General features: G+C 59.1%; 14 protein-coding genes and 1 other RNA gene. 6 read left to right on the top strand and 9 right to left on the bottom strand.

Annotated features, from left to right (window positions below; genetic code table 11):
• Nucleotides 1–1,014: Holliday junction branch migration DNA helicase RuvB (ruvB, locus tag JWR14_RS25115; RefSeq protein WP_299713650.1), on the top strand; the 1,014-nt coding region annotated here is incomplete at its 5' end.
• A 56-nt stretch (nucleotides 1,015–1,070) separates the two neighbouring features.
• Nucleotides 1,071–2,012 carry an oxygenase MpaB family protein gene (locus JWR14_RS25110; protein WP_299713647.1) on the top strand — a complete coding sequence of 314 codons (942 nt, stop codon included), beginning with the start codon at nucleotides 1,071–1,073 and terminating at the stop codon, nucleotides 2,010–2,012.
• Here the strand turns inward: JWR14_RS25110 and JWR14_RS25105 are convergent.
• The 3 genes from JWR14_RS25105 to tyrS form a co-directional block, all read right to left on the bottom strand.
• On the bottom strand, nucleotides 2,009–2,671 hold the full coding sequence (locus JWR14_RS25105) for a histidine phosphatase family protein (RefSeq protein ID WP_299713643.1): 663 nt from the start codon (nucleotides 2,669–2,671) through the stop codon (nucleotides 2,009–2,011). The two genes, JWR14_RS25110 and JWR14_RS25105, sit on opposite strands and share 4 nt — an antisense overlap.
• Before the next feature lie 89 nt (nucleotides 2,672–2,760).
• Nucleotides 2,761–3,219, bottom strand: a complete 459-nt coding sequence (gene dtd, locus JWR14_RS25100; RefSeq protein WP_299713640.1) for a D-aminoacyl-tRNA deacylase — start codon at nucleotides 3,217–3,219, stop codon at nucleotides 2,761–2,763.
• Nucleotides 3,220–3,223: 4 nt separating this feature from the next.
• Nucleotides 3,224–4,480, bottom strand: coding sequence for a tyrosine--tRNA ligase (gene tyrS / locus JWR14_RS25095; RefSeq protein WP_299713637.1), 1,257 nt, complete (start codon nucleotides 4,478–4,480; stop codon nucleotides 3,224–3,226).
• A 395-nt stretch (nucleotides 4,481–4,875) separates the two neighbouring features.
• Between tyrS and JWR14_RS25090 the strand changes: the two genes are divergently transcribed.
• Nucleotides 4,876–6,009: an anhydro-N-acetylmuramic acid kinase gene (locus JWR14_RS25090; RefSeq protein ID WP_299713659.1), complete on the top strand. Its 1,134-nt coding sequence runs from the start codon at nucleotides 4,876–4,878 to the stop codon at nucleotides 6,007–6,009.
• A 99-nt stretch (nucleotides 6,010–6,108) separates the two neighbouring features.
• Here the strand turns inward: JWR14_RS25090 and erpA are convergent, their stop codons facing one another.
• The 3 genes from erpA to rplM all read right to left on the bottom strand — a co-directional run bounded on the left by erpA (nucleotide 6,109) and on the right by rplM (nucleotide 7,560).
• Nucleotides 6,109–6,474 carry an iron-sulfur cluster insertion protein ErpA gene (gene erpA, locus JWR14_RS25085; RefSeq protein WP_031357523.1) on the bottom strand — a complete coding sequence of 122 codons (366 nt, stop codon included), beginning with the start codon at nucleotides 6,472–6,474 and terminating at the stop codon, nucleotides 6,109–6,111.
• Nucleotides 6,475–6,727: 253 nt separating this feature from the next.
• Nucleotides 6,728–7,120 carry a 30S ribosomal protein S9 gene (gene rpsI / locus JWR14_RS25080; protein WP_089158812.1) on the bottom strand — a complete coding sequence of 131 codons (393 nt, stop codon included), beginning with the start codon at nucleotides 7,118–7,120 and terminating at the stop codon, nucleotides 6,728–6,730.
• Between the two features lie 11 nt (nucleotides 7,121–7,131).
• The gene (gene rplM, locus JWR14_RS25075; RefSeq protein ID WP_031357525.1) at nucleotides 7,132–7,560 is read right to left on the bottom strand and encodes a 50S ribosomal protein L13; all 429 of its coding nucleotides are present in this window, start codon (nucleotides 7,558–7,560) and stop codon (nucleotides 7,132–7,134) included.
• Nucleotides 7,561–8,217: 657 nt separating this feature from the next.
• Here rplM and JWR14_RS25070 point away from each other — a divergent pair.
• Nucleotides 8,218–8,640 (top strand): OsmC family protein, encoded by a 423-nt coding sequence (locus tag JWR14_RS25070; protein WP_031357526.1) that lies wholly within the window; start codon nucleotides 8,218–8,220, stop codon nucleotides 8,638–8,640.
• 73 nt (nucleotides 8,641–8,713) lie between these two features.
• Here JWR14_RS25070 and rnpB read toward each other — a convergent pair.
• The 3 genes from rnpB to pyrC form a co-directional block, all read right to left on the bottom strand.
• Nucleotides 8,714–9,131: RNase P RNA component class A (gene rnpB / locus JWR14_RS25065), an RNA gene on the bottom strand.
• A 12-nt stretch (nucleotides 9,132–9,143) separates the two neighbouring features.
• Nucleotides 9,144–10,067: a DUF3025 domain-containing protein gene (locus tag JWR14_RS25060; RefSeq protein ID WP_366144597.1), complete on the bottom strand. Its 924-nt coding sequence runs from the start codon at nucleotides 10,065–10,067 to the stop codon at nucleotides 9,144–9,146.
• Nucleotides 10,068–10,134: 67 nt separating this feature from the next.
• On the bottom strand, nucleotides 10,135–11,217 hold the full coding sequence (pyrC, locus tag JWR14_RS25055; protein ID WP_299713610.1) for a dihydroorotase: 1,083 nt from the start codon (nucleotides 11,215–11,217) through the stop codon (nucleotides 10,135–10,137).
• Nucleotides 11,218–11,593: 376 nt separating this feature from the next.
• On the opposite strand from pyrC, the gene JWR14_RS25050 reads away from it, so the two are divergent.
• Together JWR14_RS25050 and JWR14_RS25045 are read left to right on the top strand one after the other, a co-directional pair.
• The gene (locus JWR14_RS25050) at nucleotides 11,594–12,496 is read left to right on the top strand and encodes a class II glutamine amidotransferase (protein WP_299713607.1); all 903 of its coding nucleotides are present in this window, start codon (nucleotides 11,594–11,596) and stop codon (nucleotides 12,494–12,496) included.
• 71 nt (nucleotides 12,497–12,567) lie between these two features.
• Entirely contained in the window at nucleotides 12,568–12,909 is a 342-nt protein-coding gene (locus JWR14_RS25045; protein ID WP_299713604.1) for a YegP family protein, read from the top strand.
• Nucleotides 12,910–12,957 lie beyond the last annotated feature (48 nt).

Below are 12,957 nucleotides of genomic sequence, written 5' to 3'. Positions count from 1 at the left end.
GTATCCCCGAACGAAGAAGCGTTCGAGCGTGCGTTGCGCCCGCGTCAGCTCGAGGAGTACGTCGGGCAAGAAAAGGTGCGCGGCCAGCTTGAAATCTTCATCGAGGCCGCCAAGCGCCGCTCTGAATCACTCGATCACGTGCTGCTATTCGGCCCACCGGGCCTCGGCAAGACCACGCTCGCGCACATCATCGCCCGGGAAATGGGTGTCAATCTGCGGCAAACGTCCGGCCCCGTGCTCGAACGCGCCGGCGACCTCGCAGCGTTGCTGACGAACCTCGAAAAAAACGATGTGCTGTTCATCGACGAAATCCACCGGCTCTCGCCGGTCGTCGAGGAAATCCTGTATCCGGCGCTCGAGGATTATCAGATCGACATCATGATCGGTGAAGGTCCGGCGGCACGCAGCGTAAAGCTGGATTTGCAGCCGTTCACGCTGGTTGGCGCGACCACGCGGGCGGGCATGCTGACCAATCCGTTACGCGATCGCTTCGGCATTGTGTCGCGGCTGGAGTTCTACACCGCGAGCGAACTGGCGCGGATCGTTACGCGCTCGGCGTCGCTGCTCAAGGCGGATATCGTCCCAGAAGGGGCGCTGGAAATTGCGAAGCGGGCACGCGGGACGCCGCGGATCGCGAACCGGCTGCTGCGGCGTGTGCGTGATTACGCCGAGGTGCGAGCGGACGGCAACATCACAGCCGACGTCGCCGATGCCGCGTTGAAGATGCTCGACGTCGATCCGGTCGGCTTCGACCTGATGGATCGGAAACTGCTGGAAGCCATCCTGCACAAATTCGATGGTGGTCCGGTCGGGGTCGACAACCTGGCGGCGGCTATTGGCGAAGAGCGCGACACCATTGAAGACGTGCTGGAACCTTATTTGATCCAGCAGGGATATTTACAACGCACGCCGCGCGGACGCGTTGCTACGTTGCTCACGTATCGCCACTTTGGCCTGGCCGCTCCCGACGCCGGCCCGGTCCGCGAACTGTGGGACGCCAACGCAGACAGCTAAGCCAACAGTGTATTAGCCCCTTAGCCACAACAAACTGAAAGCAGATAGCCGAGCCGATGTCCGATCAAGCAAGTCCGCGCCCTGACGACTCATCCGGTTTCGCCGGCCCGTTGGTCAGACGAGTGCGCTCCAGACTGGCCAACGGCGTCACAAGCCTGACTACTGGCAGTGGGCCATCGCTGGATTATTCGTCACCGCCGGGCGACCCGGGACTGTTCGGGCCGGACGCCGTTTGCTGGAAAGTCCACGCGGACTTCACGTCGATGATGACCGGTGGCGTCAGCGCCCTGCTGCTTCAGGCCCTTCACCCAGTGGCGCTCGCGGGCGTCTGGGACCACTCCACCTTTCGGACCGATATTCTCGGACGCCTGCGCCGCACGGCCACGTTTATCGCGGGTACGACGTACGGCAATAAGCATGACGCGCTTGCGCTCATCGAACGGGTGAAGCAGATTCATCTCTCCGTGACGGGCACGGCTCCCGACGGGCGGCCGTATCGCGCAAGCGATCCTGAGTTGCTGACGTGGGTTCACGTCGCGGAAGTATCGAGTTTCCTGAAAGCGCATTTGCGATACGTGAACCCGCTCCTTCCCCTCGATGCACAGGATCGCTATTACGCGGAAACATCGACCATAGCGGAGATGCTCGGCGCAACCAACGTGCCGAAGAGTTGTGCGGAGATCGACGAGTACCTGGCGTCAATGCAGCCACAGCTGGAAGCAAGCGAACGCACCCGGGGAGTGCTCAAGGTATTGATGAACGCGCCAACGCCCAGTGTCGCAATGAAACCCGCCAGCGCGCTGATCCTCAACGCGGGCGTGGACCTGCTGCCTGACTGGGCGCAATCGATGCTCGGATTCGGCGCACTTGCTACGCTACGCCGCGTGTGGACGCAGCCGGGCGTCAAGATGATTGCGCCGTTGATACGCTGGGCGCTGAACAACGGCGTGTCCAAAAGAGCCCGGCGCCGCGCGGCGATGAAGCCTGATTTGCTCTAGCGCGGGACTTCCTTGAGGTCGTCGTCGCTGCCCGGGGACGAAAGATGCGCGACATCGCCCCATGACACGACCTTCGCTTGACCGTTCTCAAAGTCCACCACATTGATACTGGAATTCAGCAGCGGCCAATCGCGTGGCGCGTCGAGCGGCACTCCACGCACGAATCGATAAATGCAATCCAGCACGCCTCCGTGAGCGACGATCGCAATACGTCCGTCCGGATGCGCGGCCACGATCGGCTCGACAGCGTGCAGCACGCGTTGTGAGAATGCTCGCTGCGATTCACCGTCAGGCGGCGCGAAGTCCGGATTGTGGCTCTGCCAGTTCGCGTATTCGTCCGGATACTTCTCCCGGATCTCATCGCCGCTGTGACCTTGAAAGTCACCGTATAAACGCTCGCGCAAACCTGCATTCAAGTTCAGCGTCAAGCCAAGCGCGTCTGCAAACGGTTTAGCGGTTTGCTGAGCGCGCAGCAGATCGCTGCAATACACCGCGCCGAGCCGGGCGCCAGCTTTCGACTCCTGCAAGAGACGCTGCGCAAGCTGCCCTGCTTGCACCACGCCACTCGCAGCCAGCGGAATATCAATATGCCCCTGAATACGCTTGATGCGATTCCAGTCGGTTTCGCCGTGCCTGATAAAGAGAACTTGCGTGGTCATGAGATGCGTGAAATTCCGGAAGATGCGCCTAAAACGACGGGTGCAATGACAAAACTCAGGGGACGTCCCGGGGACATCTCAAAGACATCTCAGGAACGAACTTGCAGCCAGAACGTGACCGGCCCGTCGTTGACCAGCGACACTTGCATGTCCGCGCCGAACTCGCCCGTTTCGACAATGGAATGCGTGGCGCGCGCCTGCGCAACGAAGTAATCAAACAGCTTGCGGCCTTCCTCTGGCGGCGCAGCCGGCGTGAAGCTTGGCCGCAGCCCGCTGGAGGTATCGGCGGCGAGGGTGAATTGCGACACGAGCAACACGCCGCCCGCACGCCCAGCGCCGTCCATGTCCCGCACAGGCAGATTCATCTTGCCGGCGGCATCGCTAAAAACGCGATACGCCAGCATCTTCGCTAAGAGCTTGTCGGCCACCGCGGGCGTGTCTCCTCGCTCCGCGCACACAAGCGCCAGCAACCCGGCATCGATCGCACCCGTCACGCGGTCGCCCACGCGCACGTCGGCTCGCAAGACACGCTGAATGAGTGCGATCACGCGCTTACGCTGCCAGCGTGACGCGCGCGAAGCGGCGCTTGCCAACCTGCACCACAAATTCGCCCGCTTCGATTTTCAAGCCCTTATCCGACACCGTCGCGCCGTCGATCTTCACGCCACCCTGTTCGATATTGCGCAGCGCCTCGCTAGTCGAAGGCACCAGCCCGGCTTGTTTCAGCAATTGCCCGATCGCGAGCGGAGCGCCACTGAGCGTCACCGACGGAATTTCGTCCGGCACGCCGCCCTTCGCACGATGGTTGAAGTCTTCCAACGCCCGTTCCGCGTCAGCCTGCGAATGGAAACGCGCGACGATCTCCTGCCCCAGCAGCACTTTGAAATCACGCGGGTTACGACCACCCTCAGCTTCGCTTTTGAAACGCGCAATTTCTTCCATACTTCTAAACGACAGCAATTCGAAGTAGCGCCACATGAGCGTGTCTGAGATGCTCATCAGCTTGCCGAACATGTCCGAAGGCTTCTCGCTAATGCCGATGTAGTTGTGCTTCGACTTCGACATCTTCTCGACGCCGTCCAGCCCTTCCAGCAGCGGCATGGTCAAGATGCATTGCTGCTCCTGGCCGTATTGCTTTTGCAATTCGCGGCCAACCAGCAGGTTGAACTTCTGGTCCGTGCCGCCGAGTTCGAGATCGGCGTTCAGCGCGACCGAGTCGTAACCTTGCATCAGCGGATACAGCAATTCATGAATCGAAATGGGCATGCCGCCCTGGTAACGCTTCGTGAAATCCTCGCGTTCAAGAATCCGCGCGACCGTATAGCGCGACGCGAGCTTGATCATGCCGTCGGCGCCAAGCGGCATGGACCACTCGCTGTTGTAACGCATCTCGGTCTTTTCACGATCGAGCACGAGCGCAGCCTGCTCGAAATAAGTCTTCGCGTTCTCTTCGATCTGCTCCCGCGTCAACGGCGGACGCGTGGCGTTACGCCCTGACGGATCGCCGATCAGCGACGTGAAGTCGCCAATCAGGAAGATCACCGTATGGCCAAGGTCCTGCAACTGACGCATTTTGTTGAGGACAACCGTGTGGCCAATATGAATATCAGGCGCGGTCGGATCGAGGCCAAGCTTGATGCGCAGCGGCTTGCCGCTCGCGGCGCTTCGGGCCAGCTTCTGTGCGAACTCGGCTTCGATCAGTAGCTCGTCACAGCCCCGTTTCGCGATGGCGAGAGCGGCCTGCACTTCGTCGGTGAGGGGCAAGGTTTTCGCAGCCGAAGCCGGAGAGTCGTTCGGTTCAGTGGTCATGCTTGCAACTTTTTCGGGTGATTTATTCGGGGCGCTAACAGGCGCCGATCGGGCAACAGCCGCTGCTTCCGGATTCGTCCATGGTCGCGTTCGGACACGGAAAAACCCTGCGGCATTCGCTTGTTCAGGCAACGGATTTTACGTGATGTCGACTTCCTTCGCCCCGTTTTCCCCGTGTGTTGGCCATTCGGCCATGTTTTCGGACACCATGAAGCCGAATACAGCGCGCGAAACATGACCGAATGGCCAACGGCTTAACGAGCGGCATCGATGCGTGGATAATCGGTCCATCGCGGCCGCTTTGGCCGCAAGAATTGCATCGATGACTCCTCGAACAGGGTCATCGGTCAACCCGCATCGAACAGGAGAGCAACGTGGCGCGACGGACCGAGGCGATGGAAACAGGCGACATGGCGGACGGCGTGTACTTTGGGCTGATGTCGGGTACGAGCATGGATGGCGTGGACGGCATTGCCGTCCAGTTCACCGCCGGTAAGCCGCCCGTCGTGCTCGGAGAGGCCCACGTCGGGTTCTCGCAAGGCCTGCGCGACGCGCTCTTCGCCCTTCAGGCCCCTGGAGACAACGAACTGGAACGCGAAGCCCTTGCAGCGAACGCGCTGGCCACGCGCTACGCCGTGTGTTGCCACGAACTGGCGAGCATGAGCGGCTACTCGTCCGCAAAAGTCCGTGCGATCGGTGTACACGGGCAGACCGTGCGACACCGGCCGGAAAAAGGCTACACGCGGCAAATCAACAATCCTGCGCTGCTCGCAGAAATGACCAATGTCGACATCGTTGCCGACTTCCGTAGCCGCGACGTCGCCGCTGGAGGCCAAGGCGCGCCGCTCGTCCCGGCCTTTCACGCGACCATTTTCGGCAGCAGGAACGAGACGCGCGTGGTCTGCAATCTGGGCGGCATCAGCAATATCACCATTCTTTCGGCCAACGGCAGCGTTCATGGCTTCGATTGCGGACCCGCGAACGCATTACTGGACGAATGGGCGCACCGGCATCTGAAACGCCCCTTCGACGAAGGCGGTCATTTCGCGGCACGAGGCCAGGTGCATCGCCCGCTGCTGAACGCGTTACTCGATGAACCCTTCTTCGAGCAGCAGCCACCTAAAAGCACCGGACGGGATCTCTTCAACCCTGTTTGGCTCGATGCCAAGCTCGTCGGTTTTGAAACAATATCGCCCGAAGATGTGCAGGCCACGCTTGTCGCGCTGACAGCCATCACCGTTGCGAGAGAAATCGAGCGGCATGCTTCCGATTGCCGCGCGGTCTATGTTTGCGGCGGCGGCGCCCGTAATCCGGTGCTGATGCAGGCTATCCAGCAGGCGCTTGGGGAGAGCGGCGTGGCGGGTGTCCCCGTGATGACTACCGAAGCGCTCGGCGTGCCGCCACAGCAAGTGGAGGCATTGGCGTTCGCCTGGCTTGCGATGCGCTGCGTGGCCCGTAAGCCGGGCAATGTATCGGCGGTAACAGGCGCTGCCGGGGAACGGGTTTTAGGGGCAATTTATCCGCGTTGAGGGCGGGCGCACCAAAACAAAAACGGAGCCCGAAGGCTCCGTTTCACATCTGTATTTCGCGACGCAATCTAGCCGCGTAATCTGATCACCTAAACAGAATCACGCCGAGAACGACGATCCGCAACCGCAGGTGCTGGTTGCGTTCGGATTCTTGATCACGAACTGCGCGCCGTTCAAATCGTCTTTATAGTCGATCTCAGCGCCGACGAGGTATTGATAGCTCATCGAATCGATCAGGAGCTGTACGCCAGCTTTATCCATCACGGTGTCGTCTTCGTTGATGGCTTCGTCAAATGTGAAGCCGTACTGGAAACCCGAACAACCGCCGCCCTGCACAAACACGCGCAGCTTCAATTCCGGATTGCCTTCTTCGTCGATCAGTTGCTTGACCTTGTCAGCTGCTGCGTCGGTGAAAACAAACGGCAACGGCATTTCGGTCGTAGGGGTGTCGGTGACAGCGTTCATTCGAACTCTCCAAAAAAAGCTTCTAGTGCCTATTGTAGGGCTGATCTCAATATCGTGCTGGAAGCCCATGTAATCAATAGGCTATCGCTTCCACACTATCCCGAAATTGCCGTGGCTGCTTGGTACATCGCCGAAACACTGCTGCGATCTGTTGAGCGCCCGCCACGAAAGCCACGAAAAAAGCCGCCGGCGCATACACGCAGGCGGCTTTTTGAGCCATTTCGCCGCAACAACGGCGAAACCGCCGAACAGCTTAACGCTTCGAGAATTGTTTCCTGCGACGTGCCTTGTGGAAACCAACCTTCTTACGTTCAACTTCACGAGCATCGCGAGTAACGAAGCCGGCTTGCGACAGCGTGGGCTTCAGCGTTGCGTCGTAGTCCATCAGCGCGCGGGTAATGCCGTGGCGAACTGCACCCGCCTGACCCGTTTCACCGCCGCCGTTCACGTTGACCTTGATGTCGAACGTGGTGGCGTGGCTCGTCAGTTCGAGCGGCTGGCGCACGATCATCAGTGACGTTTCGCGCGAGAAATAATCAGCAATGGGCTTGCCATTGACGATTATCTGACCCGTGCCGGACTTGATGAACACGCGGGCAGTGGCGCTCTTGCGGCGACCCGTACCGTAATTCCAATTACCGATCATATGGGCTCCCTTTAGATCTCGAGCGCTTTAGGCTGTTGAGCCGTATGCGGATGCGTTGCGCCAGCGTAGACCTTGAGCTTCTTGATCATAGCGTAGCCGAGCGGACCTTTCGGCAACATGCCCTTAACGGCCTTCTCGAACGCGCGGCCCGGGAAGCGTTCTTGCATCTTGTTGAACGTCGTTTCGTAGATGCCGCCCGGATAGCCCGAGTGACGGTAGTACTTCTTGTCAGTACCCTTGTTGCCCGTGACGCGCAACTTGCTGGCGTTGATGATGACGATGAAATCGCCAGTGTCGACGTGCGGGGTGAACTCGGGTTTGTGCTTGCCGCGAAGTCGGGCGGCCACTTCACTGGCGACACGTCCGAGAACCTTATCCGTCGCGTCAATCACGTACCATTCACGCGTCACCTCATGGGCTTTTGCGGAAAACGTCTTCATGATCGATCCAAAAAATAATTCTGCCCTGCTTTGTCCCGCTTGTATGAAAGTGCGCATCGAGGCGCGTGCGGGCTCTCCCTGGTTCTCGTCCGCGGGCATGGTGCGGATAGAGAACTTTGAATTATAAGGGAAATTTTGATGTGAAGTCAAAACTTGCCTGTCGGCCAAGCGAATTCACCCCGATTTAGCGCTGAACGGTGGCATTGCGGAGAGGTTTTGCGAGCGGGCGACCGGCCCGCGACAACTGAATCGATGCTAAAGCAGACGAAAAAAAGCCCGAGCCTTGGGCTCGGGCTGAATCCACCTAGGAGGAGGTGGAGGAGACAGAGCAAGTATATGAAGGGCTTTTGTGCAAAGCAAGTAAATTTGCATTATGGAATTGAATTTCATAATGCAAAATACTGACAAATCTTAAAACATCAAAATTTATTATTTATAATCAGTCACTTATCTAAAAATCAAAAAACCTTGCAGACGCAGATCACAGCTGAAACCCCTTATTTCCAGTAGGGAAATCGCCGATTTGTCTTATGTATCGCAATGCAACAATGGCGCGTCACTGGCGCAATCGACGAGATTGCTGCGATTCCTACAATCAGCTAAAACGCTACAATCAAGACGAAATAGACAAGTGTCTTATGGCACCGGAGTTTTCTCATGGAATGCAAAGTTAGCTGGATGGGACAGGACGGAATGGCGTTTGCCGCGGAAACGGGCAGCGGCCATCTCGTCACAATGGACGGCGCGCCGGAAGGCGGTGGCCGCAACCTGTCGCCACGGCCAATGGAAATGGTCTTGCTCGGCACGGGCGGCTGCACCGCGTACGACGTCGTGATGATCCTGAAGAAAAGCCGTCAGGAAGTCGTGGGTTGCTCGGTGACGCTCAAGGCCGAGCGCGCAAGCGAAGATCCGAAGGTGTTCACGAAGATCCACTTCCACTTCACGGTAACGGGCAAGAACCTGAATCCCGCGACGGTCGAACGCGCGATCACCCTCTCCCACGACAAATACTGCTCGGCGTCGATCATGCTGGCGAAGACGGCCGAATTGACCCATTCTTTCGATATCGTCGCGAGCTGAATTCTGCGTTCGAAGAAAAAGCAGGACGAAAAAAAGCCGGCGTCATCACTGACGCCGGCTTTCTTTTTGAATCTCACAAAGCAGGCCGATAAGCCGGATTCTGTGCACGCCTCACGCCCGAAAGCGTAACGCGCGTGGCAGCCATTCCTCTAGTCGCGCCATTACTGGCGCGCTCAAGCTCCCTACCCGCAGACGAGACGGAGGCACCGTCCTGCATCACGAGGATGCGCGCCTGCCTATTTGGAATTGCTCCGGGTGGAGGTTACCTTGCCGGTCTGCCTTGCAGCAGCCGCGGTGCGCTCTTACCGCACCGTTTCACCCTTACCTGATCCCCGAACTTGCGCCCGGGGCCATCGGCGGTTTGCTTTCTGTTGCCCTGTTCCGCGTGTCGCCACGGATGGCCGTTAGCCATCACCCTGCCTGGTGGAGTCCGGACTTTCCTCGCCCTCTCCGGCCGAAACCGGATCAGCCGCGACTGCCTGGCCTACTTTGCATTGGCGATTTTAGCATGGGGGTGTCGCAGCCTCACGGTCAGGCACCGGCGCAGGCTTTTCCCGCGACCGGCGGCCGGATCGAAAGACCTGAGGGTCATCGTAGAAAGACACGGCTTCGTTTTCAGACCACCATCCCGGCACGCCCAGCACCGGCAGTGGCGTGAAATATCGGCTGGAAATGGCTTCGCCCTTAAGCCGTTCAGATACTGCGTGGTCGAGGATTGCGCGGCGTTCGGTATCGGTGACGGAGAAATAGGCCGGCTCGACTTCCACGATCCAGGCGTGTCCCGTGCACGCCTTGTACGGCGCAATCAACTTTTCCAGCAGCGCGTGACCGAAGATGCGCGCCTCGCATCGAACGCCCCAGGCGGCGCGTTGCTCAACAAACAATGTGTGCCAGTCGAAGGCTCGAAGTGCAGCGGCGAGCGAGGCGTCTTCACAGGCAAAGAGGATCGCGTTTTCATCGAAAAGCGTCAGCGCATCACGCGCTGCGCCTCGTGTGGGACCGATGCCGAGCACGTCGATTTCCGCGGCCTGCCGGGCGTTCAGCGCCGCCTTGATGCGCGGATACTGGAACCACATTGAGCCATTGAAGAAATCGTGCAGGTTATAGCGCGTGGGCACGCAGCCCGTCTCGGCAATATGCCCTTCATACGATGCACCCGCCGGCAACTCGTCCTGAGCGATGAATGACATCGGGTTGCCGCGTCCGGTTACACGCGGTTCGGTGTGTGCATCGACATTAAGAGTGGAAAGATAGGCTGAGTAGCTAGTGAGCGCGGCCTGGCGCCAGCGCTCGCCCCGCTCAGCAAGCGGCGCAAGCCATGGGCTTGACCAATCGATATCCATAAAGCGCTGCGCCGCGAGGGTATCGGTTGGCGGCGATGCCGTTTCCGCGTTTTCAGACATCAGTGAATTTTCACGGTCGGACATTCAAGTAGCTCAAGAAGCACGGGGTTTTCGCTCAAAGCTCAAAGCCCCAAGTGTGCCCCGGCAACCGTTACTCCATGCGCCAGCCAATCGCTTCACCGCCGCCCAGCGGCACGATCTCGTCATCGCCCGCCATAAATTCCGCTGGGAGCGTCCAGGGTTCGCGACGCAGCGTCACGCTCTCTTTCGAGCGCGGCAAACCGTAAAAGTCTGCGCCGTGAAAACTTGCAAAACCCTCGAGGCGATCAAGCGCGCCAGCCTGGTCGAAGGCTTGCGTGTAAAGCTCCAGCGCGTGCAACGCGGTGTAGCAACCCGCGCAGCCGCACGCGTGCTCCTTCAGCCCCTTCGCATGCGGCGCGCTGTCCGTGCCGAGGAAAAAGCGCGGATTGCCGGAGGTCGCCGCCGCGAGCAGCGCCACACGATGCGTCTCGCGCTTGAGCACCGGCAAGCAGTAGTAATGCGGCCGGATTCCGCCCACAAACAGCGCATTGCGGTTGTAAAGCAGATGATGCGCGGTCAGCGTGGCGCCGGTCGGGCCGCCGGCATCGCGGACGTAATCAGCGGCGTCCTTCGTCGTGATGTGCTCGAACACGACCTTCAGCGCGGGAAAATCGCGGCGCAGCGGCGTCATCACCCGATCGATAAACACCTTCTCGCGATCGAACATATCGATGGCCGGGTCTGTTACTTCACCATGCACGAGCAGCGGCAGGTCGTGCTTTTGCATCGCTTCCAGCGTCTTCGCGCACTTCGCGATGCTCGTCACACCCGCATCCGAATTGGTCGTCGCTCCCGCGGGATAAAGCTTTACTCCGTGGACAAAACCGCTTTCGCGGGCGCGGCGAATTTCATCGGGCGGCGTGTTGTCGGTGAGATAAAGCGTCATCAACGGCTCGAAACGCGCACCCGGGCCATCTTTCGGTAACGCGGCCAGAATGCGCCCGCGATACGCTGCCGCCATGTCGGTCGTTGTCACTGGCGGTCGCAGGTTCGGCATGATGATCGCGCGGCCGAACTGCCGTGCCGTATGCGGAAGCACGGCAGCGAGCACGGCGCCGTCGCGCACGTGCAAATGCCAATCGTCGGGACGCGCAAGCGTAACGGAGTCAACTGAGTCAACGGTAGAGGCGGAAGCAGGCGTGGAAGCGGACATTGGCGTGATAGCGATGAAAATGATCGGATAACGAAAACGCAGGGACAGTGACGGCCGCGAAACCAAAAAGCATCAGCACGGACGGGAAACATAAGCGGGAATGAAGCACCAGCACGCGGCGCAGCTTGCGCTATCAATATCGGCCGTTCGATTCAGTGAATCATGCGCCGAGATTGCGTGCTTAATAAGGCTAACATCGGAGTTCCCATCCCAATCGGTCAGTTTTTCTCCCGCAAGCTGGCCCATACCGTGGAAATTCCACAACGATGCCGCCTACAGTCGAAAGCCGCGATTTTTTGGCGGTTTCGTCGGTGCTATGCTTTGGCTAGCCGTATTGTAACGGTTAGCTCCATTCACCCCGTCTGCAGCCTCAGCAATGTGCCAACTTCTCGGAATGAACTGCGCGGAACCAACGGACGTGACTTTCTCGTTCACCGGTTTCGCGGCGCGTGGCGGCGTTACCGACCATCACGCGGACGGCTGGGGCATTGCGTTCTTTGAAGACAAGGCCTGCCGCCTTTTCATCGATCACCAGTCGTCGGCTAGTTCACCGCTTGCCGAAATGGTAAAGCGTTATCCGATTAAATCGAAGAACACGATTGCGCATATCCGCAAGGCGACGCAAGGGCACATCCTGCTGGAAAACTGCCATCCGTTCATGCGCGAGTTGTGGGGACGGCACTGGATTTTCGCGCACAACGGCGACCTCCAAGATTTCAAGCCCTGTCTGAACGGACAGTATCAACCGGTCGGCACCACGGACAGCGAGCTGGCATTCTGCGCTTTACTGCAAGGCCTGCGACGCGAATTCCCGGGCTGCCAGCCGCCGCTGGACGAACTCTTCGCGGCGCTTGAGAAGCTCACGCGCGAGATTACCCAATTCGGCGTATTCAATTTCCTGATGTCGAACGGCCAGGCGCTGTTCACGCATTGCTCCACGCATCTGTATTACCTCGTGCGCAGTTGGCCGTTCTCCACGGCGCATTTGATCGACGCCGACATGTCGATCGATTTCGCCAAGTACACCACGCCGGAAGATCGCGTCGCAGTGATCGCCACCTCGCCGCTTACCGACGACGAAATCTGGACGCGCTTCGCCCCCGGCGACCTCGCGTTGTTCCAGCACGGCGCGTTGCTCAGGACGGTCAACGTTCCGGTGACAGCGGATGTTGCGGAGAAAGCACGCGAGCCGCTGTGCAAGGTTTGCGTTGAATCGGTGCTGCGTGTTGAGACGATCGAGACAACTGCAGATGTGGAAACCGAACTGGGTATCGAATGAACCAAGAGTAGTTTCGCGGCAGAAGGATCACCTGAACTCACGCTTGTTCCACTCTCCAGGGAGCTCATGCAATGTCAGGAAAATTCGTCATCGACCGTGCCCGCAACGGCCAGTTCTATTTCAACCTGCGGGCAGCCAACGGCGAACCGATCCTCAAGAGCGAGACGTATGTGACGCGAGCATCGGCCGAACATGGCATTGCGTCCGTCAAGGCGAATGCGTTGATCGATGAACGCTACGAGCGCAAGACAGATAAAAGCGGCGCGCCTTATTTCAATCTGAAGGCCGGCAATCACGAGATTATTGGTGTCAGCGAGGCGTACAGCAGCGCCGCGGCGAGAGATACCGGGATTGAATCGGTGAAAAAAAACGCGCCTGATGCAGTGACACAGGACAACACGAAAGCAGAATGACCAGCGAGTAGCGTTGGACTACAAAGACAAAAAAATGGCCGTTCCAGC

Origin of the sequence: Caballeronia sp., from assembly GCF_028292365.1 — a bacterium.
Classification (GTDB): Bacteria; Pseudomonadota; Gammaproteobacteria; order Burkholderiales; family Burkholderiaceae; genus Caballeronia.
Note: the sequence above shows the minus strand (reverse complement) of the source record. Positions and strands in the feature narration are given on the sequence as shown.

Excerpts from the sequence above, each read along its gene's own strand:
- JWR14_RS25110 (WP_299713647.1), top strand. The coding sequence starts at position 1,071 with ATGTCCGATCAAGCAAGTCCGCGCCCTGACGACTCATCCGGTTTCGCC.
- rplM (WP_031357525.1), bottom strand. The coding sequence starts at position 7,560 with ATGAAGACGTTTTCCGCAAAAGCCCATGAGGTGACGCGTGAATGGTAC.
- JWR14_RS25090 (WP_299713659.1), top strand. The coding sequence starts at position 4,876 with ATGGAAACAGGCGACATGGCGGACGGCGTGTACTTTGGGCTGATGTCG.
- JWR14_RS25070 (WP_031357526.1), top strand. The coding sequence starts at position 8,218 with ATGGAATGCAAAGTTAGCTGGATGGGACAGGACGGAATGGCGTTTGCC.
- JWR14_RS25050 (WP_299713607.1), top strand. The coding sequence starts at position 11,594 with ATGTGCCAACTTCTCGGAATGAACTGCGCGGAACCAACGGACGTGACT.
- rpsI (WP_089158812.1), bottom strand. The coding sequence starts at position 7,120 with ATGATCGGTAATTGGAATTACGGTACGGGTCGCCGCAAGAGCGCCACT.
- tyrS (WP_299713637.1), bottom strand. The coding sequence starts at position 4,480 with ATGACCACTGAACCGAACGACTCTCCGGCTTCGGCTGCGAAAACCTTG.
- JWR14_RS25105 (WP_299713643.1), bottom strand. The coding sequence starts at position 2,671 with ATGACCACGCAAGTTCTCTTTATCAGGCACGGCGAAACCGACTGGAAT.
- erpA (WP_031357523.1), bottom strand. The coding sequence starts at position 6,474 with ATGAACGCTGTCACCGACACCCCTACGACCGAAATGCCGTTGCCGTTT.
- JWR14_RS25045 (WP_299713604.1), top strand. The coding sequence starts at position 12,568 with ATGTCAGGAAAATTCGTCATCGACCGTGCCCGCAACGGCCAGTTCTAT.
- JWR14_RS25060 (WP_366144597.1), bottom strand. The coding sequence starts at position 10,067 with ATGTCCGACCGTGAAAATTCACTGATGTCTGAAAACGCGGAAACGGCA.
- pyrC (WP_299713610.1), bottom strand. The coding sequence starts at position 11,217 with ATGTCCGCTTCCACGCCTGCTTCCGCCTCTACCGTTGACTCAGTTGAC.